The sequence below is a fragment of the Chimaeribacter sp. YP20170169 genome (assembly GCF_056739715.1).
Genome location: NZ_CP176824.1, coordinates 2945882 through 2968857, shown reverse-complemented (window position 1 = coordinate 2968857; position 22976 = coordinate 2945882). Strand labels below are relative to the sequence as shown.

Below are 22976 nucleotides of genomic sequence, written 5' to 3'. Positions count from 1 at the left end.
CGGTGCTCTCCATGTAAAAAACGGCCGGGTGTTACTGTTTATACCAGCATAACTGCTCATATTGTACCCGTATCACGCGCTGCTATAGTGGCCCCACGGCAGCCGGTGACAGCCCGGCACCGCCCTTTATCCCATTACGGCAATCAGGAGGCAACATGACAACCCCATCCACCCACGCAGATCACGTTACCCAGCAGTTCGGCGAGCAGGCCGCCGCCTACCTCAGCAGCGCGGTGCACGCGCAGGGCAGGGATCTGCGGCGGCTGGCCGAGTTGCTGGCGGACGCCCCACAGGCGCGGCTGCTGGACATCGGCTGTGGCGCAGGCCACGCCAGCTTTGTGGCGGCGGGCGCGGTGGCGGAGGTGACGGCCTACGATCTCTCGGAGCAAATGCTGGCGGTGGTGGAGCAGGCGGCGCGCGACCGGCAGCTGGGCAATATCCGGGTGGCGCAGGGGGCGGCGGAGTCCTTGCCCTTTGCCGACGGGGCGTTTGACGTGGTGATCAGCCGCTACTCGGCCCACCACTGGCATGACGTTGGGCAGGCGCTGCGCGAGGTGCGCCGGGTGCTGAAGCCGGGCGGCCGGGCAATCTTTATGGACATGGCCTCGCCGGGGCAGCCGGTGCTGGACATCCATTTGCAGACCGTCGAGGTACTGCGCGACACCTCCCACGTGCGCAACTATGCGCCCGGCGAGTGGCTGGCGATGTTCAACGCGGCGGGCCTGACGGTGGAGCGGGTGGCGCGTGACCGGCTGGCGCTGGAGTTCAGTAGCTGGATTGCGCGGATGCGCACGCCTGAGCACTTCGTTACCGCCATCCGCGCGCTGCAACAGGGGGCATCGGCGGAGGTGGCGGCCTATTTCGCCATCCAGCCGGACGGCAGTTTCAGCAGCGACACCCTGATGATTGAGGCGCACCGCCCGGCATAAAAAAGGGCCGGCATCAGGCCGGCCCCGTGGGGAAGGGGAGACAGGCTTACGCCTGTTTCTCCTTCTTGCCGAACAGCTTCTGCCCGAGGCTCACCACGCCAAGCACCAGCGCGCCAGCCACCAAGCCAACCACCAGATCGGTCGCGCCGGTGATCAGGCTGCTGACCCAGCCCTGATGGCCGTGGTTCAGCACATCCACCAGACTGTGCATGAACGGCAGGCCGTGGCTCAGGATGCTGCCGCCGACCAGGAACATGGCGATGGTGCCGACAAACGCCAGGGTTTTCATCAGCAGCGGCGCGGCGCTGATAATCAGCCCACCCAGCCCGCGCAGCGCACGGCGGAACAGCCCTTCGCCCTCCAGCTTGCCAAGCCAGACGCCGACGTCATCCATCCGCACGATGCCAGCGACCAGCCCATAGACGCCCAGCGTCATCACCACCGCGATCATCACCATCACCATCAGCTGGTCAATCAGCGGCACGTGGGCCACGGTGTTCAAGGAGATCACGATGATTTCAGCCGACAGGATAAAGTCAGTGCGCACCGCGCCCTTGACCTTCTTCTTCTCCAGCGCCAGCAGCTCCTCCTGCGTTTTCGGCACCTTGGTGGCCGCGACCGGCTTCTCGGCGTGATCCTTGCCGTGGAACAGCTTCTCGGCGATCTTCTCAAACCCCTCGTAGCAGAGGTAGGCACCGCCCACCATCAGCATCGGGGTGATCGCCCAAGGGATAAAGGCGCTGATCAGCAGCGCCAGTGGCACCAGGATGGCTTTGTTCAGCAGCGAGCCTTTCGCCACCGCCCACACCACCGGCAGCTCGCGGTCAGCCTTCACGCCGCTGACCTGTTGGGCGTTCAGCGCCAGGTCATCGCCCAGCACGCTGGCGGTTTTGCGCGCCGCCACCTTACTCATCGCGGCAACGTCGTCCAAAATGGTGGCAATGTCATCAATCAAGGCCAGTAGGCTAGTACCTGCCATTCTCGTTTCCTTTCAGTTAAGTGTTGCAATGGGCCGGGATAGTAGCAACAACCGCCAATACGATAAACTCTCCCGCACCCCTCTCATCTCCGCCCTCTGTCGGGTCGTCCCCCTTAAAGATAGGTGCTGGATGGGCATTCGCCTATCGGCGCGGCCAGATTCAGAGGATTACACCCGATAACGTGAATGCTCAGGCAAGCGGCCACATTAACCGGCTTTTTATATATAGATATTTTCGGACAATACGCTAGCGACAAAATAATCGGTGGACGCGGCGGCAACTCCAGCAATTTCATTGACTATTTCCAGCGGCACTGGCACTTCTTCAAATTTCCTCCTTATTTCCTACACGATAATTAAATTTCTTTACAACCTGACGCCTCCACTTTTTGTGAATTGGCGCATAATTACATCTCCGGAAATAATCCGAGCTGTTATGAGGAATGTGTCATGAAACTTTTACCCATCATTACCGCCGCACTGTTGACGACCGCCTCCTTCGCCACCCTCGCGGCCAGTGAAATCAGCGCCAGTGAAGCCAACCGTAGCAACCTGCAAAGCATGGGCACCATCCAGGTCAGCAACATCACTGGCTCGCCGGATGACGCGCTCAGTGCGCTGCAACAGAAGGCGATGGAAGAGGGCGCCAGCCACTACCGGGTGATCGGCATCGATACCCCGAGTGACTCCAGCCAGCAGCGCGCCAACGCGGAGATCTACCGCTAAATGACCCATCAGGCAACCGCCACCTGACGAAACAGGAATCCTGGCTTATTTAAGCCACCCCTGCCTGTTGGCCGCCAGTGGTTAATTTCCCCTGATTAGGGCAGTAAAGATGTTTATATATGTTATCAATGAAATAATGCCATGAGCATGATTCAATAATGCCATTAATAATAAGCGGCACGGCAACGTATGGCTGAGGGTAAATAAAAAAGAGGGATATTTCACGCCATAGAAATCGCGGGCGGTTATCCCATGTTTTTATTGCTCCCTTCGCCCGCTGCCGTGTCCGTTTCTCCTTTTTCCTGCCGTTTCTCTCCTTCCCGGCTGGCATCAGCCATTGCGTCTGTATCATGAACAGGTATGATTCCGCTTCATTAAACCACGCGTGGGCCGCGATCCGGCGCGCAGCAGGAAGGACAGCAATGATACAACCGCTCTTTATGGTCGGCGCCCGTGGCGCAGGCAAAACCACGGTCGGCAAGGCGCTGGCGCGTGCGCTGGATTATCGCTTCACCGACACCGACCTCTATATGCAGCAGCACACCGGCCTGAGCGTGGCGGACGTGGTGGCGCGCGAGGGGTGGATTGGCTTTCGCCAGCGTGAGACCCAGGCGCTACAGGCGGTCAGCGCGCCGCAGACCGTGATTGCCACCGGCGGTGGGGCCATTCTGGCGCCAGAGAACCGGGCCTTTATGCGCGCCACCGGGCTGGTTATCTACCTGCGCGCGCCGGCTGGCACACTGGCGCACCGGCTGGAGGAGTACCCGCAGGACGCCCAGCGCCCGACGCTGACCGGCAAGCCGATTGCCGAGGAGATGGTGGAGGTGCTGGCCGCCCGCGAGGCGCTCTACCAAGAAGCGGCGCACTATGTGCTCGACGCCACCGCCAGCCCGGATGAGATTGTGGCTGACATCCTGCGCCGGGTGCAGGGCGAGCTGGTGCGTTAGGCTTTCTTCCATTTTTCAGAGGTTTCTGTGATCGACTGCGGCCGCCACCTGGCCGTGGGGCGTCTATACTGAGTATTCAGGCCCTCAATAAAAAAGGAGTGTACTATGCCAGGCAGACCCCCCTATCCGCGCGAGGCGCGCGTCGTGCCCGTAGAAAAGGGCGATCCCGGCCAAACCGTGACCTGGTATCAGTTGCGTGCCGATCACCCGACCCCGGACACCCTGATCAGCGAGCATGAGACCGAGGAGGAAGCCCTCGACTCCAAGCGCCGCTACGAAGATGAAGACATGGTGTGACGCCCTCCCGAGGCCGGCCTGACAGCCGGCCTTTTCTTTGCCACCGGCAAATGCGCGCCGGATCGCGCCCCCCGATAATAATCAGTGACAGCCGGGGCAAACTCACCCTACTATGGCCGTTCCATGTCTTCTGTCACAGGGCGAAACGATGCTGAAAGTAAACGAGTATTTTGCAGGGAAAGTGAAGTCGATCGGGTATGAGAGCGGGACAATCGGGAACGCCAGCGTGGGCGTGATGGAAGTGGGAGAGTACACCTTCACCACCAACCTGCCGGAAGAGATGACCGTCATCACCGGCGCCCTGAAGGCGCTGATCCCCGGCTCGCCGGACTGGCAGACGTTCCTGCCGGGCGAAACCTTCTACGTGCCGGGCCACAGCGAGTTTAACCTCCAGGTCGGCGACACCACCTCTTACCTCTGCAAGTACCTCAGTAAGTAAGCGGCAAACAAAAACCCCCTGCACCGGCAGGGGGTTTTTGCATTCCAGCGGGGGCGCTTAGCGCTGTGCCTCGCCGCCCAGCGCCTCAATCACATTGGCGATCAGGGCCGTCAGCTCGCTGGTCATCAGTATGAAGTCGGCGTCAAAGCGCGCCGCCGGGTCATCGCGGTCGATGTCATCATTCTGCTCGCGCAGCTCATCCGAGAACTTCAGGCGTTTCAGGCTGCCATCTTCGGCCAGCAGCAGCTGGACGCGATCCTGCCAGTCCAGCGCCAGCTTGGTGACCAGCTTGCCCGCCTCAATGTGGGTGGCGATCTCGTCGCTGACCAGATCCTGCTTCTTGCAGCGCACCACGCCGCCATCATCCAGCAGCGCCTTCAGCTCCGCCTCATCCATCAGGGTGAAGCCCGCCGGCAGTTCGCCCGCGCGCACCCACTCGGTGAGGGTCTGCTCAATCGGCTTCTCCAGCGTCAGCGGCACCACCGGCAGCGAACCCAGGCTCTTGCGCAGCAGCGCCAACGTGTCCTCGGCCTTTTTGGCGCTGGCGCAATCGACCATGATCAGGCCGTTGACGGTGTCGATCCAGAGGAAGGTCTGGCTGAAACGGCTGAAGGCGCGCGGCAGCAGGGTGTGCAGCACCTCATCCTTCAGCGCGTCCTTTTCGGTCTTCTTCAGCTTGCGCGCCTGCTCGCCCTCAAGCTGGCGCACCTTGGCTTCCAGCGCCTGTTTCACCACCGGCGAAGGCAAAATCTTCTCCTCCTTGCGCGCGCAGATCACAATCTGGCCATTGGCGGTGTGGGTGAGGGCGTCACTCTGGGAACCCATCGGCGAGACCCAGCCGGTCTTTGCCATATCCTGGCTGCCGCACGGCGTAAAGGTAAACGCGCTGAGCTGTTTTTCCATCTCTTCCGCAGACAGTGACACTTCACGGCTCAAACGGTAAACCATCAAATTCTTAAACCACAACATCGTTTTATCCCTGTCCGGGCGCGCCAAAGCGCGCGGTTAATCACAAGCAGGGCGGCATAATAACCAATTGGGCGGCGGTCGTCGTTAAGAAAAATCCCGCGCCTGACGCGCCCAGGCTCGGTGCAGCGCGTCGGCTAGCTGGCGCTGGGTGTAGGGCTTGCGCAGCCGCTCGCAGGCTGGCAACGGCTCCTCGCTGGCCTGCCGCCGATCCTGCCCGCTCACCAACAGCGTGGCGAGGGCGGGGTAGCGCGCCTGCGCCTGCCGCACCACCTCCGCGCCGCTCTCGCCCGGCAGCATCAGGTCGCTGATGAGCAGCCCGATGTCCGGCGTCTGCGCCAACAGCGCCAGCGCCTGCGCGCCGGTGGCGCACTCCAGCGTCAAATAGCCGAGGCGGTGCAACTGCTCGCACAGCGTCTGGCGCACATCCTCCTCATCCTCCAGCACCAGCACCAGCCGATCGCTGGGCGGCGGCTCCTCGCGGGGCGCGGGCGTCGGCACTGCCGGGGCGGCGGAGGGCGCGCGGCAGTTGCAGCTGCACCCGCGTCCCTTCGCCCAGCTGGCTCTCAATCTCCACCCGCCCGCCGGACTGGCGGATAAAGCCATACACCATCGACAGCCCCAGCCCGCTGCCCTGACCGACCGCCTTGGTGGTAAAGAAGGGTTCGAACACCTGTGCCTTCACCTCGTCGGACATGCCACAGCCGCGATCCTCCACCTCCAGCACCACCATCTCCTGCTGGCGGCCGCCGCTGCGCGTCACCCGCCGGTTGCCGATGCGCAGCCAGATGTCGCCAGCGCGGCCAGCCATCGCGTCGCGGGCGTTCATCACCAGATTCAGCAACGCATTCTCCAGCTGGTTGGCGTCAATCCATGCTGGCCACGCGTCGGGCTGCGCCTCCACACGCAGCGCCAGCGGCGGCGGCAGGGCGTGCTGCAACAGTTCACGCAGGTTCTCCACCAGCGCCGCCAGCGACACCGCCTGCGGTTGCAGCGACTGCTTGCGCGAAAAGGCCAACAGCCGCTGGGTCAGTTGCGCGCCGCGCTCCGCCGCCTTCAGCGAACGCCCGATGCGCGCGGCGGTCTGCGCCTCCAGCGGTTGCTGCTGCGCCAGTTCCAGACTGCCAATGATCACCGCCAGCAGGTTGTTGAAGTCATGGGCCAGTCCGCCGGTCAGCTGGCCGACCGCCTTCATCTTCTGGCTGTGCGCCAATGCCTGCTCCAGCGCCCGCCGCTCGGTGCGTTCCAGCACCACGTTGACCATGCCACCATCCGGCAACGGGCTGAAGCGCAACTCAATCACCCGGCCATCATGCAGCCGCACCTCCTGTGGCGCGGGCAGCTGGCGCGCCAGATCGGCCAGCGCCTGCTCCCAGCTGCGCTCACCCAGCCAGGGCTGGCGCGGCGGGTCAACGCGCCGCAACAGGTCGCGGTGGTGCTGGCCACGGTGCAGCAGGCGCGCCTCCAGCCCCAGCAGCAGCGGGTATTGCGGGTTCCAGGCCACCAGCTCGCCGCGGTGGTCAAACAGCGCGAAGCCGTCACGCATCGCCTGAAAGGTGGTCTCCAGCTGGGTACTCTTCTCCTTCAACAGGCGCGAGGCCTGCTCCAGCGAGGCGGTGTTGCGGGCGAAGACGTTGAAGGCGCGCGCCAGATCGCCCAGCTCGTCGCGCCGTTGCAGTGCTGGCACGCTGACGTCGCGCTCGCCCTTGGAGAGCCGGGTCATGGCGTGGGCAATCGCCGTCAGGTTGGAGCCAAGGTTGCGGTAGATGTAGAAGCCAGCGAAACCGGTGATCACCAGCGCCAGCAGCGCGAACAGGCCGATAAACAGGATGCCGGAGCTAAGCTCGCGATGGGTCTGCTGGGTGCGCTGCGCCGACGCCTGCGCCACCTGCTCCACGTAGCGGTTGATGTCCTCATTCAGCGCCGCCACCAGCGCCTTGATGCGGTAGGTGTAGTAGGCGATCGCCAGATCGCTCTCCGCCAGCCCGGCGGCCAGCGGCGTCAGACCGGCGGTGGTCTGCTGGAACTGTGCCATCTTCTCCGCCAGCAATGGGTTGGCGGGGGAGGGCGGCCAGCGCACCATTACCCGGTCGATCTGCTCGGTCACCGCCTGCGGCGAGGGGATCTGGATGGCGATGGTCAGCAGCCGGTTCAGCTCAATCGCCAGATCCGACGGCAACGGCGAGGGAGGCTGGCGGTCGGCGATGGCGATGATGTGGTGCAGCGCCGACTGATCTTGATAGAGCGCGCTCAGCAACTGGTTGCGCTGCACGTGGCGCTGGTGGCCGAGCCGCAGCAGTTGGCTGACGCTCTGCTCCAGCCGGGTGGCGCGGCCGGTGATGCGCGCCGCCAGCGCCGGATCGCGCGCGGCGGGCGGCGAGTGCGCCAGGGTGCGCAGCGAGGACTGCAACGCCAGCTGGGTCTGTTGCAGGCGCGCCGACTCGCTCTGGTACTCCAGCGCGCCCACCACCTGTGACAGGCGCACGGCGGCGGTCGCCACGTTGGCGGTGTCACGTGCCAGCGCCATGCTGCCGGTCATCTCGCTCAGTGTCTGCGCCTGTGCCTGCTCATGCAGGCGGCCAGCGTGGTGGAAGCCCCACACCGCCACGGCGCTGGCGGCCAGCGTCACCGCCGCCACCAGCAAATTGAACATCAGCAGGCGGCCACGCGCGCCGGCCAGCAGTCGGGAGGGCACCATGCGCCATCGGCTCCAGGTCAGGGAAGGGAGGCGTTGATGATAAGAGCGGCGCGCCGCCGGATTATGACAAAGATGAATGGCGGCTGACATGCAGCATTTATCTGGCGGCGGTGAAGTGGTGACCTTCCCCCCGACAGGAGAGGCCGATGAGCGCCACCCCGATTCTGGAAATGAGGCACATCTCGCGGCGTTTTGGTCAGTTCTACGCGCTCAAGGATGTCAGCCTGACGGTCTACCCCGGCGAGGTACATGCGCTGATGGGCGAAAACGGCGCAGGCAAGAGCACGCTGATGAAGATTCTGGCCGGTGCCTACACCGCCAGCGGCGGCGACATCCTGATTGATGGGCAGCCGCATCCGATCCGCGGGCCGAAGGATGCGCTGGCCGCAGGCATCACGCTGATCTACCAGGAGATCAATCTGGCACCCAACCTGACGGTGGCGGAGAACATCTTCCTCGGCAGCGAGATCCAGCGCGGCGGGCTGGTGCGGCGCGGCCTGATGGCGCAGGAGGCGCAGAAGGTGATTGACCGCCTCGGCGCACAGTTCCGCGCCACCGATCTGGTGATGCGGCTGAGCATCGCCGAGCAGCAGCAGGTGGAGATTGCGCGCGCGCTGCACCGCAACAGCCGCATTCTGGTGATGGACGAGCCAACCGCCGCGCTCTCCAGCCGCGAGACTGAGCACCTGTTTGGCCTGATCAAGCGGCTGCGCAGCGAGGGGATGGCGATCATCTACATCAGCCACCGCATGGCGGAGATTTATGAGCTGTCCGACCGCGTCAGCGTGCTGCGCGATGGCGAGTATGTCGGCAGCCTGACGCGCGATAACCTCAACGCCGCCGAGCTGGTGCGGATGATGGTTGGCCGCCCGCTGAGCGACCTGTTCAATCAGGAGGGGCACAGCCGACAGCCCGGCGCGGTGCGGCTGGCGGTGGAGGGGCTGACCGACGGCGGCAAGGTGCAGCCGTGTAGCCTGACGGTGCGCGCCGGGGAGATTGTTGGGCTGGCCGGGCTGGTGGGCGCCGGGCGTTCTGAGCTGGCCGGGCTGATTTTCGGCGTGCAGCGCGCCCGCGGCGGACAGATCCGCATCGACGGGCAGACGGTGACGGTTCGCTCGCCGCGTGAGGCGATTGCCCACGGCATCGGCTTCCTGACCGAGAACCGCAAGGAGCAGGGGCTGTTTTTGGAGCTGGCGGCGCAGGAGAATATCGTGATGGCGACGCTGGAGCGTGACGCCCACTACGGCCTGCTGGATCGCGGCAAGGGGCGCACCCTCGCCCGCGACGCGATTCAGGCGCTCAATATCCGCGTGCCGCACGCGCAGGTGCGCGCTGGCGGGCTGTCGGGCGGCAACCAACAGAAATTGCTGGTCTCGCGCTGGGTGGCGATTGGCCCGCGCATCCTGCTGCTGGATGAGCCAACGCGCGGCGTGGATGTCGGTGCCAAGAGTGAAATCTACCGCATGATGAACCAGATGGCGCAACAGGGCGTCGCCATCCTGATGATCTCCAGCGAACTGCCGGAGGTGGTCGGCATGAGCGACCGGGTCTACGTGATGCGCGAGGGCACTCTGGTCGGCGAGCTGGCGCGGGGCCAGATCTCGCAAGAGAGCATCATGGCGCTGGCGACGGGCGCGCCCCCATCCCCTGACACTTCCCTTTAAGGAGCCGAGATGATGAGCAAAACTGACGCCGCCGGCAAGGCACCCACCCTGAAGCGGGCGCTGATTGGCGACCTGATGCAGACGGTCGGTATCCTGCCCATTCTGATCCTGATCGTGGCGGTATTTGGCTTTATCGCCCCCAACTTCTTCACCGATGCCAACCTGCTGAACATTACCCGGCAGGCATCGATCAACATCGTGCTGGCGGCAGGGATGACCTTCATCATCCTGACCGGCGGCATTGACCTGTCGGTAGGCTCGATGCTGGGCGCGACGGCGGTGGTGGCGATGGTCGCCTCGCTCGACCCGGCGCTGGCGGGCCTCTCCATCCCGGCGGCGCTGCTGGCCGGGCTGCTGATGGGGCTGTTCAATGGCGCGCTGGTGGCGTGGGCCGGGCTGCCGCCGTTTATCGTTACCCTCGGCACCTATACTGCCCTACGCGGCGCGGCCTACCTGCTGGCGGATGGCACCACGGTGATCAACTCTGACATCAACTTTGAGTGGATCGGCAACGGCTACCTGGGGCCGATCCCGTGGCTTATCATCATCGCCTTCGCGGTGATCGCCCTCTGCTGGTTCATCCTGCGCCGCACCACGCTGGGCGTCCATATCTACGCCGTCGGCGGCAACATGCAGGCAGCGCGGCTGACCGGCATCAAGGTGAGCGCGGTGCTGCTGTTCGTCTACGCCATGAGCGGGCTGCTCTCCGGGCTGGGCGGGCTGATGAGCGCCTCGCGCCTCTACAGCGCCAACGGCAACCTCGGCGTAGGCTATGAGCTGGACGCCATCGCCGCGGTGATCCTCGGCGGCACCAGCTTTGTCGGCGGCATCGGCACCATCACCGGCACGCTGGTCGGCGCGCTGATCATCGCCACCCTCAACAACGGCATGACGCTGATGGGCGTCTCCTACTTCTGGCAACTGGTGATTAAGGGCGCGGTGATCATCATCGCCGTGCTGATCGACAAGTACCGTACTCGCCACCACCAGGCGGCATAACACCCTCCACCTTATAATAAGGAAGCCCTATGAAACTTCGCTTTAACCCCCTGATGGGCGCGCTGCTGGCTGCGGGCGTGCTGCTGGCCGCCCCCCTGGCGCAGGCCAAAGAGCTGAAATCCATTGGTGTGACGGTCGGTGACCTCGCCAACCCCTTCTTTGTGCAGATCACCAAGGGCGTCGAGAAAAAGGCGCGTGAGCTGGCGGGGGACAACGTCAACGTTACGCTGGTCTCCAGCGGCTATGACCTCGGCCAGCAGGTCGGCCAGATCGATAACTTCATTGCCGCGAAAGTGGACATGATCGTGCTCAACGCCGCCGACTCCAAGGGCATCGGCCCGGCGGTGAAACGGGCGAAAGAGGCCGGCATCGTGGTGGTGGCGGTGGACGTGGCGGCGGTGGGCGCGGATGCCACCATCACCTCCGACAACACCCAGGCCGGGCAGATCGCCTGCAAATATATCGCCGATCGGCTGAAGGCCAAGGGCAACGTGGTGATCATCAACGGCCCACCGGTCTCCGCCGTGCAGAACCGTGTCGAGGGCTGCATGACCGAGCTGAAGCAGCACCCGGAGATCAAGTTGCTCTCCTACAACCAGAACGCCAAGGGCAGCCGCGAGGGCGGGCTGGAGGTGATGACCTCGCTGCTCTCCGCGAACCCGCACATCGACGGCGTGTTCGCCATCAACGATCCGACGGCGATCGGCGCGGATCTGGCGGCGAAACAGGCGCAACGCAGCGAGTTCTTTATTGTCGGCGTGGATGGATCGCCGGATGGCGAAGAGGCGCTGAAGCGCAAGAACTCGCTGTTTGTCGCCACCCCGGCGCAGGATCCGCAGGTGATGGCCGCCCGCGCGGTGGAGATTGGCTATGACCTGCTGCAAGGCAAGCCCGCGCCTGATGCGCCGGTGCTGATCCCGGTGACGATGATCGATCGTGACAACATCGGCAGTTATAAGGGCTGGACCGTGAAATGATGGGGGGCTGGCGCGCCCGCGCCGGCCCGTTCACCGCAGGAGGACGCCTATGTCCACCCCACATGAAGCGAGCGGCCTGGCCCGCTCGCAGGTCAACCAGATTTTGCAGGAGACGCGGCACTTCTTCGCCCTGCACGATCTGCACCTGCCACCGTTTGCCGACTTCAGCCCGGAGGCATGGGCGCGCCAGCCCGCCGAGGCGTGGCAGGAGGTGTTCGATCTGGCGCTCGGCTGGGACGTCACCACCTTTGGCAGCCACGACTTCCGGCTGCGCGGCCTGACGCTGTTCACCCTGCGCAATGGCTCGCCGCAGGGCCACCCCTACCCGAAAAGCTACGCCGAGAAGGTGATGCACTGCCGTGAGCGGCAGGTGACGCCGATGCACCTCCACTGGCGCAAGCGGGAAGACATTATCAACCGTGGCGGCGGCAACCTGATTTTAGAGCTATACAACGCCGACGGTGGCCCCGGCCACGACCAGCCGCCCGGTTTGGCGAATACGCCGGTGGCGGTGGTCACCGATGGCTACCGCCAGACACTGCCGCCCGGCAGCCGCTTGCGGCTGGCCCCCGGCGAGAGCGTGACCCTGACGCCGGGGCTGTACCACAGTTTCTGGGCGGAGGAGGGGTATGGCGACGTGCTGGCGGGCGAGGTCTCCACGCCCAATGATGACCGGCAGGACAACTGCTTCCTGTCGCCGGTGGCGCGCTACACCGCACTGATCGAGGATGAGGCACCGCACTGGCTGCTGTGCCATGAGTACCGGCAGCACCTGCCGGGCTAGCTCAGGCGATGTGGCGCGGGGCGGCGGCTGGCTCCGGGCGCTGCACGTCAGCGGCGAACACATAGCCCAAACCGCGGATCGTGCGGATCAACACCGGTTGGTGAGGATTCGTCTCGATCTTGCGGCGCAGGCGCATGATCAACACGTCAATGGTGCGATCGAACACATCCAGCGTCTCACTGTGGGTCAGCTCCAGCAATTGGTCGCGCGTCAGCACCCGGCGCGCATGGCTGACCAGCGCCCGCAACAGCGTATATTCGCCCTGCGTCAGGTTCACCTCCTCCTGGCGCGGGTTGTGCAACATGCAGCGCCCCTCATCCAGCTGCCAGCCGCAGAAGCCCCAGACGCGGCCGGTGGCGGCCGGGGTGCCAGCGCGCCACTGCGGCGCAGCACCGCCTTGGCGCGCGCCACCACCACGCGGGCATTGAAGGGCTTGGCGATGTAATCATCCGCACCCATCTCCAGCCCGACCACGATGTCAGACTCCGCGCCAAGGCCGGTCAGCATCATCACCGGCAGGGTGGGGCGCAGGCGGCGCAACTGCTGCAACACCAGCAGGCCGTTGGTGTCCGGCAGGATCAGGTCGAGCAGCACCAGCGCAATGTCCTGCTGTTGCGCCAGACAGTGCAGCGCCTCATCGCCCCGGTGGCAACAGTAGACGGTAAAGACATGTTCACTCAGCACATCACGCAGCAGATCGCAGATGGCTGGATCGTCATCCACCACCAAAATGGCAGGCTTCATCGTAGGATCCTCGCTGGCTGGTGACGCCGACAACTTCATGACCGCAGCGGGCCTGAAACAGCGCAGTTTGTGTTAAGGAAAGGTTAAAATGATTGTACCTGATGGGTTCCGGCTGTCGGCATTGGGGCAGTGGAACTGTGAGCAAACTCTCTCGCCCGTCGGCATTTCCACCCGGCTTGCCAGTGCGGGAAAATGACCGCCGTCGCGGCGCGCGTGCTGGAATGCCGCCATAATCAGACAGGTCAGGCTTGCCGTCGAGGCGGCCCAACCGTCACACTAGCCAGATAATTCAGTAAGGGAGAGAGCAACGTGCGCATTGGGATTGATTTGGGCGGCACCAAAATAGAGGCGGTGGCGTTAGCCAGCGACGGGCAGGAGATGTTCCGCAAGCGGGTCGATACGCCGCAGCATGATTATGACAAGACGCTGGCCGCGATCGTCGGGCTGGTCACCGACGCGGAGCGGGCCACCGGCGAGCGCGGCACGGTAGGGATGGGCATTCCCGGCACCCTGTCGCCCTACACCGGGCTGGTGAAGAATGCCAACTCCGTCTGGCTGAATGGTCAGCCGCTGGACAGCGATCTCTCCCGCCTGCTGCAACGCGAGGTGCGCATCGCCAATGACGCCAACTGCCTGGCGGTCTCCGAGGCCACCGACGGTGCGGCCGCTGGCAAGCAGACGGTGTTTGCGGTGATCATCGGCACCGGCTGCGGCGCGGGCATCGCCCTCAACGGCCAGGTTCACGCGGGCGGCAACGGCATCGGCGGCGAGTGGGGCCACAACCCGCTGCCGTGGCAGGATGACGACGAGCTGCGCTACGCCCGCGAAGTGGCCTGCTACTGCGGCAAGCCGGGCTGTATCGAAACCTTTATTTCTGGCACCGGCTTCGCGCAGGACTACCAGCGCCTGAGCGGGCAGCCGCGCAAAGGCGCAGAGATCATGGCACTGGCCGGGCAGGGCGATCCGGTGGCGGAGCTGGCGATCAGCCGTTATGAGCTACGGCTGGCGAAGTCGCTGGCGCACGTCATCAACCTGCTCGACCCGGATGTGGTGGTGCTGGGCGGCGGCATGAGCAATGTCGACCGGCTCTACCGCACCGTGCCGCTGCTGATCAAACCGTGGGTCTTTGGCGGCGAGTGCGAGACGCCGGTGTTGAAGGCGCAACATGGCGACTCCAGCGGCGTGCGCGGCGCAGCCTGGCTCTGGCCGCCAGCCTGATGCGGCGGGTTTTGCCCCGGCGCTAACCATTAGCTTGATCTGGCTGGTTTTTTCTCGGATCTGGCCGTCAGCCTAATCCGGTTGGCTTTTTTCCCAGTTCTGGCCAGCGGGCTGCTGCCCCGGCACGGGGCGTCACTTTTTTCAGGAGAGGCCGATGGAGAGTCAGGCACTGTCAGTCACCGTCATACTGCGTTTTTCAGGTGCGGTGCCGCCGCCGTTTGCCGGTAACCCACTGTTTGCCGAGTATCAGGGGACGGCAGAGGCGGCCTGGCCCGATCCCGGCACGCCCGGCAGTGCCAAGCTGCGCGCGATCCTCGCCGAGGCGCAGCGCAACAGCGGCGGGTTGGCGAAAGTGCATAGCCTGACCGCCTCGCTGGAAACGCCCGCTGAGGGCGAGGCGCTGGCTAGCCTGTTGGGACTGGCCGACCAGATGGCAGCACAACCGTGGCGGGACGCGGATGCGCTGCTGGTGGCCGGGCTGGCACTCAGCCCCACGCTGATGCAGGTGGAGGTACAGAGCGCGCGCTTGCTGCCCTCTGGTGTGGTGGCGCGCACCACCCAGCAGGCTGAGCGCCGCCTCTATGTGATGAACAGCAACGGCCTCTGCTTTGTAGTGGATGCGGAGATCGCGCTGTCACCGGAGAAGCTGGCGAATGCCCGCTTCTTTGCCTCTGAGGAGGCACTCGACGCCGCTGGCATCAGCCTGTGGGGCGAGAACGGCAGCCAGATGTGGCGTTGCCGGGTCAGCAACATTGATGGCCGCGCCTGCGCCCTGACCGAGTATGGCAATGTCATCGATTTAGGTGAGGAGCCGGAGATTGCCCTGAGCAGTTTCTCCCACTGATCGCCCGACCGCAGGCCATCGCCTGCGGTCGGGTTTACCTCGCACCAACCCACTGTTTCGGCCCAAGCGGGCAGCACCACTCTCCGCACTCGCCGGAGCCATTTCGCATAGTCAGCGGGCAGGACGGCAGTGCGCTTCTGCCTGCCCCAACCCACTGGTTCAGCCCAGCAGGCAGCACCACTCTCCGCACTCGCCGGAGCCATTCCGCATAGTCAGCGGGCGGGACGGCAGTGCGCTTCTGCCTGCCCCAACCCACTGTTTCAGCCCAAGCGGGCAGCACCACTCTCCGCACTCGCCGGAGCCATTTCCCATAGTCAGCGGGCGGGACGGTAGTACGCTTCTGCCTGCACCAACCCACTGATTTAGCCCAAGCGGGCAGCACCACTCTCCGCACTCGCCGGAGCCATTTCGCATAGTCAGCGGGCAGGACGGCAGTGCGCTTCTGCTTGCACCAATCCACTGGTTTAGCCCAGCGGCAGCGCCGGGCCATACGCGTTGCCAAGGCGAATCAGACTGCAAACTCCTTGCCGAGCCGGCTGACGCCGAGGCCGTTGACCTTCTTCACCCGGATCTGCACTGGGATGCGCTCTTTCATCGCGTCCACGTGGCTGATGACGCCAATGGTTTTGCCGGAGGCGTTGAGGTTGTCGAGCGCATCCAGCGCGGTGTCCAGGGTTTCAGCGTCGAGCGTGCCGAAGCCCTCATCCAGGAACAGCGAGTCGATGCTGGTTTTGTGGCTGACCAGATCGGAGAGTGCCAGCGCCAGCGCCAGACTCACCAAGAAACTTTCGCCACCGGAGAGGGTGCGGGTATCACGCAGCGCGTCAGCCTGCCAGGTGTCCACCACCTGCAACTCCAGCGCGTCGCTCTCTTTGCGTTGCAGCAAGTAGCGGCCATGCAGCCGCTCCAGTTGCCGGTTCGCCAGATAGACCAGATGATCCAGCGTCAGGCTCTGGGCAAAACGGCGGAACTTGGCGCCGTCGCTCGAGCCAATCAGCGCGTTCAGGGCGCTCCAGTCGCGGAACTGCTGCTGGCTCTCCTCGATTTGCGCAAACAGTTGCTGCTGACTGCCGCGCCGCTGGCAATCGCTCTCTAACTGCTGGCGCAACTCACCCTGCTGCTGCGCCGACTGGCGCAACTGCTGGCGCAGGCTGGCAAGTTCGCTCTCCAAGGCACTGGCCTCGGCGTCCGGTGCCAGCGTGGCGGGCCGCTGCGTTGCGCTGTGCGCCAGCGCCTCGGCGGCCTGTTTGCGCAGCGTCTCGCTCTCCTGACGCTGCTGGATCAGCGCCTCACGCTGCGCGGTCAGCGCGTCACGCGTCGGTTCGTCCAACAGGGCGGCGTTGAGCGCCGCCTCATCCGCAAATGGGCTGGCGGCCAGCGCGGTGGCCCAACGGGCGTCAGCCTGTTGCGCCAGTTCATCCAGCCGCTGCTGCTGCTGGCGTAGCGTCGCCAGTTCGCCCTCCAGCCGGCTCAGCTGCTGATGCGCCTGCTGCTGCGCCGCTTCCGCCTGACGGCTGGCGTGCTCCGCCTCCGTCAGTTGACGGTGCAGGGCGTCGCGCGCTTCACTGATTTGCCGTTCGCCAAACAGGGCAGTGCGCTGCTGGCGAACGGTTTGCTGTTGCGCCTCCAGTGCCGTACAGCGCGTCTGGTGCTGCGTCAGCGCATTTTGGCTCTCGGCCAGGGTGCGCTGTTCAGCCTCGCGGCGGATCTCGTGCTCTTTCAACGAAACTGCCAGTGCCTGCTGGGCCTGCTGCTGCTGTTGCCACTGCCGCCACTCCTGCTGGCGCGCCTCAAGCCACGGCTCATCTGGCTGTGACGGCGGCAGGCCAGCGTCAGCCAGCCCGGCGCTGAAGAGGGCATGAGCCTGCTCCAGCGCCTGTTGCTCCTGTGCCAGCGTCTGTTGCTGGGCGTCATGCTGCTTCTGCTGCTCCTGTTGCCGCTCGGCCAGCAAATCATGCTGGTGCTGCCACTGCTGTTCCGCCTGCTGGGCTTGGGTCAGCGCATCCTGCGCCTGCCGCACCGCCTGTAACTGGTGCTCCCGCGCTTGCCACTGCTGCTGTGCCTGCGTCTCCTCCTGCTCGCGCGCCTCCAGCCAGAGGGTGGCCTCGTCGGCCTGCGCCAGCGTGAAGGGCAGGGCGAGGGACTCCGCCAGCGCCTGCCACTGCTGTTGCCACTGCGCCTGCTGCTCCGTGAGGCTCGCCAGCGCTTGCGCCAGTTGCGCCTCCTGCTCCTTCAGGCCCTTGGCCTGTGCGCCCAATTCGGTGCCACTGGTGCGCGTCTCGTCTACCTGCTGCTCCAGCGCCGCAAGCCGCTGGGCGGTGGCGGAGGGCTGGATCGCCTGATAGTGGGCGATTGCCGGGTGCTCGGTGGCCCCGCACAGTGGGCAGGCTTCACCGGCCTGAAGCCGGGCGCGTTCCGCCTCCAGGCTGACAATCTGTTTCTCGCGCTCATGCAGCGCGCGCAAATCTTCAAGGTGCTGCTTTTGTTGCTTGAAGTGGCGGCGCTTCTCCTCCAGCTGCTGTTCGGCTTGCGTCAGGCGCTGGTGGAGCGCCTGTTGCTGCCGCGTCAGCTCCGCCTGTTGCCGCAGGCCCTGCTGCACCAGCGGAGCCAGGCTGGTCAACTGACGCCGGTGCGGGCGCTGGGCGTGCAGCGCGTCCAGCCGCTGGCGCAGCGCTGCCTCCGGCTGCTGTTGCGCCAAAACGGCCAGTTGCTGCTGCTGGCCGCGCAACTGCGCCTCGGCCTGCTCCCGCGCCTGTAGCAGGGCCGGCCGCTGGTGCGCCAGCGTCTGTTGCGCCTGTTGCAGGTGGCTAAGCTGCTGCTGGGACGCCTCACACTGCTGCTGCGCGTGCTGGACTCGCTGGCGCAACGCCTGCTGCTGCGCCAGCTGCGCACGCCACTGCGGCAACAGGTCGCCCCACTGGGCATGGTGGGCGTGGTCGTGCTGCCACTGCGCCAGTTCGGCCTGCTGGGCGCGTTCTGCGTGGAGTTGCTGCTCAATGGTTTGGCACTGTTGGCGACAAGCCGCCAGTTGCTGCTGCTGTGCCGCTTCCGCTTGCCGCGCCTCCGTGCACTGTTGGGTCAGTTGCGTAAGTTGGGCATCCAGCGGCATCACTTGCGCAATCAGCGCCTCCTGCTGCTGCTGTTGCTGCAACAGTGCCTCTCGCTGCCGCTGCGCCTGTTCCACGGCGGCGGCCAGTGGTGTCAGTGCCTGTTGCTGCTGCTGTTGCCGATTGAGCAGGTCGCCAAGCTGCTGCTGGTGCGTACGCTGGGCGGTAAGCGCCTGATCGCGCTCCCGTTGCAGCGGCCGCAGCTTCTCGGCAGGCTCATTGTGTGCCAGCCGGGTGAGCTCTGGCTGCGCCTGCTGCCATGCGGCATCTGCGGCCTGCACACGCTGCTCGGCCTGCGCCAGCGCCTGCTGGTGGGCATGATCCTGCTGGATCCAGGCGATCCCGCGCTGCTGCTCTGCCGCCTGCGCGGTTTGCTGTGTCTCCTGCTGCGTCAGTGCCTCAAGCTGCGCCTCCAGCGCCTGCCGCTGTGCCTCGGTGAGCAATTCAATGCCGGCGGCACGGTGGTGCAGTGCCTCCAGATCCAGCCGCGCCTGCTTGTGCTGCTCAAACACCCGCTCAGAAAGCTGGCCGTAGATCTCGGTGCCGGTCAGCTCCTCCAGCAGCTCGGCGCGGTCATTGGCGTCCGCGTTCAGGAAGGCGGCGAACTGCCCCTGCGACAACATCATCGACTTGGTGAAGCGGCCAAAGTCCAGTCCGGTGATCTGCGCCACCGACTCCAGTTTGTCCCGCACCTTGTCGGCCAGGATCTTGCCATCGGCGCAGCGCGCCAGCTCCACCTTCGGCGCCTGCAAATTGCCATCCGGCGCGTTTTTGGCGCGTCGCTGGCTCCAGAAAGCGCGGTACGCCACGCCCTTCACCTCAAACTCCACCTCCGCCAGCGACTCGGCGGTGTGGCGGGTCATCAGCTCGTTATGGCTGGGGGTGACATTCAGCCGCGGCGTCTGGTGGTAGAGCGCCAGACAGATGGCATCCAGCAGCGTGGTTTTGCCCGCGCCGGTCGGCCCGGTGATGGCAAACAGGCCGTTGCTGAGGAAGGGCTCCTGGGTAAAGTCGATCTTCCACTCGCCTTGCAGGGAGTTGAGGTTTTTCAGCCGCAGGCTCAGGATTTTCATACGGATTGCACTCCTTCATTGGCTTCACGCACCTCTTCCACCACCGCGCGGAACATCTGCCGCATCCGTTCATGGTGCGCCTCGTCCGTGTCGGTCTCCAGCGCGATGCGCCGGTCAAACACCTCCGCCACCGACAGCTCATTCAGCGTTTCGCGCGCCTGCTGATCCAGCATGTTCTGGCGCTGCGCCTTGTGGCGGCGCAACAGCACCACCTCCACCGGCAGCCCTTCGGTGAGCTGCTGGATACGGCGCTGGATGTCGCTGAGGTAGTCCTGGGTGGCGACCTCAATGTCGAGCCACACCGGGCGGGCCGGATCGGCGCTGGCGAACGCCTGCAACTGCTGCTCAATCTCCACCAAAGTGCCCTTGACCACCGCCAGCGGCTGGGTGACCGGCACCGGCAGGGTTTCGACGCCCGCCAGCGCGCCGCCGTCAAACTCCAGCAGGTAGACGCTTTTCTGGTTATTCGCCTCGTCAAAGCTGAGCGGGATGGGCGAGCCGCTGTAGCGGATGTGCTCGGTTTTCGCTACGCACTGGGCGCGGTGGATATGGCCGAGGGCGATGTAATCCACCGGCGGGAACGCCTGCGCCGGGAAGGCGTCCAGGGTGCCGATATAGATGTCGCGTACCGAATCGGTAGTAGAGACGCCGACGGTAGTGAGATGGCCGGTGGCGATGATGGGCAGCGGCAGGCCCAGTTGGTCGCGCTTTTCCAGCGCTGACTGGTGCAGGGTGTGGTAGTGGGCGGCGATGGCCTCTTGCAGGGCCAGCTGTTTCTCACTGCCGGACTGGCCGGCGCGACTGAGCAGCAGGTCACGCGGGCGCAGGAAGGGGATGGCGCACAGCAGCGCGCCGGGGGTGCCGTCGCGCTGGTTCAGCACACAGAGCTGCGGCCGGTGATCGGCCTTCACATTGGCGATCACCGTGGTATTGAGGCAGGCGAGCAATTCACGCGACTCATTGAGCGTCGCGACCGAGTCATGGTTGCCGCCCAGCACAATCAGCTGGCAGCCGGTGCGTTGCAGATCCACCACAAAGCGGTTGTAGAGCTGGCGCGCATAGCTCGGCGGCGCGCCCGTGTCGAAGATGTCCCCGGCCACCACCACCGCATCCACCTGGTGGGCCTCCACCTGATCAATCAGCCAGCCCAAAAAGGCCTGGTGCTCGGCCGCACGGCTCTTGGTAAAAAACAGCTGGCCAAGGTGCCAGTCAGATGTGTGAATCAGGCGCATAACACTCTCTCTCGGTAATCCGCTCACGCTACCGCACCCGCCCGGCGGCAGATGCGGGGATTGACGCCAGCCCCGGCGTAATGGAGGCTGATTATAAACACCCGGCTGGCACGCTGTCGCGCCGCAAACCCCCCGATGTTTGCGAGATGCTTTCCAACTTCGTGATTTTACCCTGGCAGTCGCCGCCGTTCGCCGTAAGGTAGGCACCGGGACACGGCGTGGGGGAAACATTACCGAAACAGATATTCATAAATGTGTCATAAATCTGACGCATAATGGCGGCCGCAAACAAACGTGATCGCTAACCTATTGGCAGGATTGACGATGGTAAGACGCATATTGGTGGTTGAGGATGAAGCCCCGATTCGGGAGATGGTCTGTTTTGTCCTGGAGCAGAACGGTTACCAGCCGCTGGAAGCGGAAGATTTCGACAGTGCGATAAACCGCCTGGCGGAACCCTATCCCGACCTGGTGCTGCTCGACTGGATGCTGCCGGGAGGATCCGGGTTGCAATTTATCAAGCACATGAAACGTGAGGCGCTGACGCGCGACATCCCGGTGATGATGCTCACCGCCCGCGGTGAAGAGGAAGATCGCGTGCGGGGTCTCGAGGTGGGGGCGGATGACTACATCACCAAGCCCTTCTCGCCGAAGGAGCTGGTGGCCCGCATCAAGGCGGTCATGCGCCGCATTTCGCCAATGGCGGTGGAAGAGATGATTGAGATGCAGGGCCTGAGCCTTGATCCCTCCTCGCACCGGGTGATGGCCAATGAATCGCCGCTGGAGATGGGGCCGACCGAGTTCCGGCTGCTACACTTCTTTATGACCCATTCAGAACGGGTCTACAGCCGCGAGCAGCTGCTCAACCATGTCTGGGGCACCAACGTCTACGTCGAGGATCGTACCGTGGACGTGCATATCCGCCGCCTGCGCAAGGCGTTGGAGAGCAGTGGGCATGACCGCATGGTGCAGACTGTCCGCGGTACGGGCTACCGGTTCTCAACGCGCTACTGACGCCGCGCCGGAGATTATCACGTGCTGGAACGTCTATCCTGGAAGGGTCTGGCGCTGGAGCTGGCGCTGTTCTGCCTGCCCGGCCTGCTGCTGGGGCTGCTGTTTGGCGGTCTGCCCTGGTGGCTGCTGGCCAGCGTGCTGGTCGCGCTGGGCTGGAACTACTATAACCAGCTTCGCCTCTCTTATTGGCTGTGGCTCGACCGCAGCATGACTCCGCCCACCGGCCGCTGGAGCTGGGAGCCGCTGTTCTACGGCCTTTACCAGATGCAGCTGCGCAACCGCCGCCGTCGCCGCGAGCTGGCGCTGCTGATCAAGCGCTTTCGCAGCGGGGCAGAGTCCTTGCCTGATGCGGTGGTGCTGACCACCGAGGAGGGGATCATCTTCTGGTGCAACGGGCTGGCCCAACACCTGCTCGGCCTGCGCTGGCCGGAGGACAACGGCCAGAATATCCTGAACCTGTTGCGCTACCCGGAGTTCACCCGCTATTTGCAGGAGCCGCAATTCAACCGCCCGCTGACCTTGGTGCTCAATAATGGTCACCATGTGGAGTTTCGCGCCATGCCTTACTCTGAGGGGCAGCTGCTGATGGTGGCGCGTGACGTCACCCAGATGCGCCAGCTGGAGGGCGCGCGCCGTAACTTCTTCGCCAACGTCAGCCATGAGCTGCGCACGCCGCTTACGGTGTTGCAGGGCTATCTGGAGATGATGGGCGAGCAGACGCTGGAGGAGCCGTTGCGCAGCAAGGCGCTGCACACCATGCAGGCGCAGGGCCGGCGCATGGAGGGGCTGGTGAATCAGTTGCTGACGCTCTCGAAAATTGAGGCCGCGCCGCCGCCGGACATGCAGGAGCGGGTGGATATCCCGCGTATGTTGCGCATGTTGCAGCCGGAGGCGCAGACCCTGAGCGGCGGCCAGCATCACATTGAGTTCCGCATCAATGACACGCTGAAGGTTTACGGCAATGAGGAGCAGCTACGCAGCGCCTTCTCCAATCTGGTCTATAACGCCGTCAACCATACGCCGCCGGGCACCCGTATTGAGGTCTCCTGGCAGCGTACCGCGCAGGGCGCGCAGTTCCAGGTGAGCGACAATGGGCCGGGCATCGCCGCCGAGCACTTGCCGCGCCTGACCGAGCGCTTCTACCGCGTGGACAAGGCGCGCTCCCGCCAGACCGGCGGCAGCGGGCTGGGGCTGGCGATTGTCAAACACGCGCTTAACCACCACGACAGTCGGCTGGAGATCCTCAGCGAGCCGGGGGAGGGCGCACGCTTCATGTTCACCCTGCCAAAACGGCTGATTGTACCGGATACATTGACTCATGGCGCCGCGCAGACATAAT

17 protein-coding genes and 2 pseudogenes are annotated in these 22976 nt (G+C 64.6%); 13 read left to right on the top strand and 6 right to left on the bottom strand.

Going from position 1 to position 22976, the window contains the following annotated elements; translation table 11 throughout:
- The first annotated feature begins 155 nt into the window (after nt 1-155).
- Nucleotides 156-929, top strand: coding sequence for a class I SAM-dependent methyltransferase (locus tag ACK3SD_RS13560; protein WP_481125826.1), 774 nt, complete (start codon nt 156-158; stop codon nt 927-929).
- Nucleotides 930-975: 46 nt separating this feature from the next.
- On the opposite strand, the gene ACK3SD_RS13555 is transcribed toward ACK3SD_RS13560, so the two are convergent.
- A complete protein-coding gene (locus ACK3SD_RS13555) occupies nt 976-1908 on the bottom strand; it encodes a DUF808 domain-containing protein (protein ID WP_481125825.1) in 933 nt (310 codons plus the stop codon).
- 450 nt (nt 1909-2358) lie between these two features.
- On the opposite strand from ACK3SD_RS13555, the gene ACK3SD_RS13550 reads away from it, so the two are divergent.
- The 4 genes from ACK3SD_RS13550 (at nt 2359) to ppnP (ending at nt 4317) form a co-directional block, all read left to right on the top strand.
- Nucleotides 2359-2634, top strand: a complete 276-nt coding sequence (locus ACK3SD_RS13550; RefSeq protein ID WP_137764062.1) for a YdgH/BhsA/McbA-like domain containing protein — start codon at nt 2359-2361, stop codon at nt 2632-2634.
- A 422-nt stretch (nt 2635-3056) separates the two neighbouring features.
- Nucleotides 3057-3581, top strand: coding sequence for a shikimate kinase AroL (gene aroL, locus ACK3SD_RS13545; protein ID WP_137764060.1), 525 nt, complete (start codon nt 3057-3059; stop codon nt 3579-3581).
- Between the two features lie 105 nt (nt 3582-3686).
- Nucleotides 3687-3878, top strand: coding sequence for a YaiA family protein (locus tag ACK3SD_RS13540; RefSeq protein WP_137764059.1), 192 nt, complete (start codon nt 3687-3689; stop codon nt 3876-3878).
- Between the two features lie 148 nt (nt 3879-4026).
- Nucleotides 4027-4317 (top strand): pyrimidine/purine nucleoside phosphorylase, encoded by a 291-nt coding sequence (gene ppnP / locus ACK3SD_RS13535; protein ID WP_481125824.1) that lies wholly within the window; start codon nt 4027-4029, stop codon nt 4315-4317.
- A gap of 57 nt (nt 4318-4374) precedes the next feature.
- Here the strand turns inward: ppnP and rdgC are convergent, their stop codons facing one another.
- Nucleotides 4375-5286, bottom strand: a complete 912-nt coding sequence (gene rdgC, locus ACK3SD_RS13530) for a recombination-associated protein RdgC (RefSeq protein WP_137764057.1) — start codon at nt 5284-5286, stop codon at nt 4375-4377.
- Nucleotides 5287-5370: 84 nt separating this feature from the next.
- A pseudogene (locus ACK3SD_RS13525) lies at nt 5371-7981 on the bottom strand (ATP-binding protein).
- A 146-nt stretch (nt 7982-8127) separates the two neighbouring features.
- Here ACK3SD_RS13525 and ACK3SD_RS13520 point away from each other — a divergent pair.
- The 4 genes from ACK3SD_RS13520 (at nt 8128) to ACK3SD_RS13505 (ending at nt 12405) form a co-directional block, all read left to right on the top strand.
- Nucleotides 8128-9645: a sugar ABC transporter ATP-binding protein gene (locus ACK3SD_RS13520; RefSeq protein WP_481125823.1), complete on the top strand. Its 1518-nt coding sequence runs from the start codon at nt 8128-8130 to the stop codon at nt 9643-9645.
- A 9-nt stretch (nt 9646-9654) separates the two neighbouring features.
- Nucleotides 9655-10644, top strand: a complete 990-nt coding sequence (locus ACK3SD_RS13515) for an ABC transporter permease subunit (RefSeq protein ID WP_370465569.1) — start codon at nt 9655-9657, stop codon at nt 10642-10644.
- A 29-nt stretch (nt 10645-10673) separates the two neighbouring features.
- Nucleotides 10674-11621: an ABC transporter substrate-binding protein gene (locus tag ACK3SD_RS13510; RefSeq protein ID WP_137764054.1), complete on the top strand. Its 948-nt coding sequence runs from the start codon at nt 10674-10676 to the stop codon at nt 11619-11621.
- 76 nt (nt 11622-11697) lie between these two features.
- A complete protein-coding gene (locus ACK3SD_RS13505) occupies nt 11698-12405 on the top strand; it encodes a D-lyxose/D-mannose isomerase (protein WP_481127557.1) in 708 nt (235 codons plus the stop codon).
- 1 nt (nt 12406) lies between these two features.
- On the opposite strand, the pseudogene ACK3SD_RS13500 reads toward ACK3SD_RS13505, so the two are convergent.
- Nucleotides 12407-13149, bottom strand: a pseudogene (locus ACK3SD_RS13500) (response regulator).
- Nucleotides 13150-13458: 309 nt separating this feature from the next.
- Here ACK3SD_RS13500 and mak point away from each other — a divergent pair.
- A complete protein-coding gene (gene mak, locus ACK3SD_RS13495; RefSeq protein ID WP_481125822.1) occupies nt 13459-14367 on the top strand; it encodes a fructokinase in 909 nt (302 codons plus the stop codon).
- A 154-nt stretch (nt 14368-14521) separates the two neighbouring features.
- Complete coding sequence (locus ACK3SD_RS13490; RefSeq protein ID WP_481125821.1) at nt 14522-15211, top strand: hypothetical protein; 690 nt, start codon at nt 14522-14524, stop codon at nt 15209-15211.
- A gap of 508 nt (nt 15212-15719) precedes the next feature.
- Here ACK3SD_RS13490 and ACK3SD_RS13485 read toward each other — a convergent pair.
- Both ACK3SD_RS13485 and sbcD read right to left on the bottom strand, forming a co-directional pair.
- The gene (locus ACK3SD_RS13485) at nt 15720-19391 is read right to left on the bottom strand and encodes an SbcC/MukB-like Walker B domain-containing protein (protein WP_481125820.1); all 3672 of its coding nucleotides are present in this window, start codon (nt 19389-19391) and stop codon (nt 15720-15722) included.
- Nucleotides 19388-20623: an exonuclease subunit SbcD gene (sbcD, locus tag ACK3SD_RS13480; RefSeq protein WP_137764048.1), complete on the bottom strand. Its 1236-nt coding sequence runs from the start codon at nt 20621-20623 to the stop codon at nt 19388-19390. Before sbcD ends, ACK3SD_RS13485 begins: the two co-directional genes overlap by 4 nt.
- A 324-nt stretch (nt 20624-20947) precedes the next feature.
- Between sbcD and phoB the strand changes: the two genes are divergently transcribed.
- Both phoB and phoR read left to right on the top strand, forming a co-directional pair.
- Nucleotides 20948-21637 (top strand): phosphate response regulator transcription factor PhoB, encoded by a 690-nt coding sequence (gene phoB, locus ACK3SD_RS13475; RefSeq protein ID WP_137764047.1) that lies wholly within the window; start codon nt 20948-20950, stop codon nt 21635-21637.
- A gap of 21 nt (nt 21638-21658) precedes the next feature.
- On the top strand, nt 21659-22975 hold the full coding sequence (phoR, locus tag ACK3SD_RS13470; RefSeq protein ID WP_481125819.1) for a phosphate regulon sensor histidine kinase PhoR: 1317 nt from the start codon (nt 21659-21661) through the stop codon (nt 22973-22975).
- Nucleotide 22976 lies beyond the last annotated feature (1 nt).

Excerpts from the sequence above, each read along its gene's own strand:
- ppnP (WP_481125824.1), top strand. The coding sequence starts at position 4,027 with ATGCTGAAAGTAAACGAGTATTTTGCAGGGAAAGTGAAGTCGATCGGG.
- ACK3SD_RS13485 (WP_481125820.1), bottom strand. The coding sequence starts at position 19,391 with ATGAAAATCCTGAGCCTGCGGCTGAAAAACCTCAACTCCCTGCAAGGC.
- ACK3SD_RS13555 (WP_481125825.1), bottom strand. The coding sequence starts at position 1,908 with ATGGCAGGTACTAGCCTACTGGCCTTGATTGATGACATTGCCACCATT.
- ACK3SD_RS13510 (WP_137764054.1), top strand. The coding sequence starts at position 10,674 with ATGAAACTTCGCTTTAACCCCCTGATGGGCGCGCTGCTGGCTGCGGGC.
- ACK3SD_RS13540 (WP_137764059.1), top strand. The coding sequence starts at position 3,687 with ATGCCAGGCAGACCCCCCTATCCGCGCGAGGCGCGCGTCGTGCCCGTA.
- ACK3SD_RS13550 (WP_137764062.1), top strand. The coding sequence starts at position 2,359 with ATGAAACTTTTACCCATCATTACCGCCGCACTGTTGACGACCGCCTCC.
- rdgC (WP_137764057.1), bottom strand. The coding sequence starts at position 5,286 with ATGTTGTGGTTTAAGAATTTGATGGTTTACCGTTTGAGCCGTGAAGTG.
- ACK3SD_RS13560 (WP_481125826.1), top strand. The coding sequence starts at position 156 with ATGACAACCCCATCCACCCACGCAGATCACGTTACCCAGCAGTTCGGC.
- ACK3SD_RS13490 (WP_481125821.1), top strand. The coding sequence starts at position 14,522 with ATGGAGAGTCAGGCACTGTCAGTCACCGTCATACTGCGTTTTTCAGGT.
- phoB (WP_137764047.1), top strand. The coding sequence starts at position 20,948 with ATGGTAAGACGCATATTGGTGGTTGAGGATGAAGCCCCGATTCGGGAG.
- sbcD (WP_137764048.1), bottom strand. The coding sequence starts at position 20,623 with ATGCGCCTGATTCACACATCTGACTGGCACCTTGGCCAGCTGTTTTTT.
- ACK3SD_RS13520 (WP_481125823.1), top strand. The coding sequence starts at position 8,128 with ATGAGCGCCACCCCGATTCTGGAAATGAGGCACATCTCGCGGCGTTTT.
- aroL (WP_137764060.1), top strand. The coding sequence starts at position 3,057 with ATGATACAACCGCTCTTTATGGTCGGCGCCCGTGGCGCAGGCAAAACC.
- ACK3SD_RS13515 (WP_370465569.1), top strand. The coding sequence starts at position 9,655 with ATGATGAGCAAAACTGACGCCGCCGGCAAGGCACCCACCCTGAAGCGG.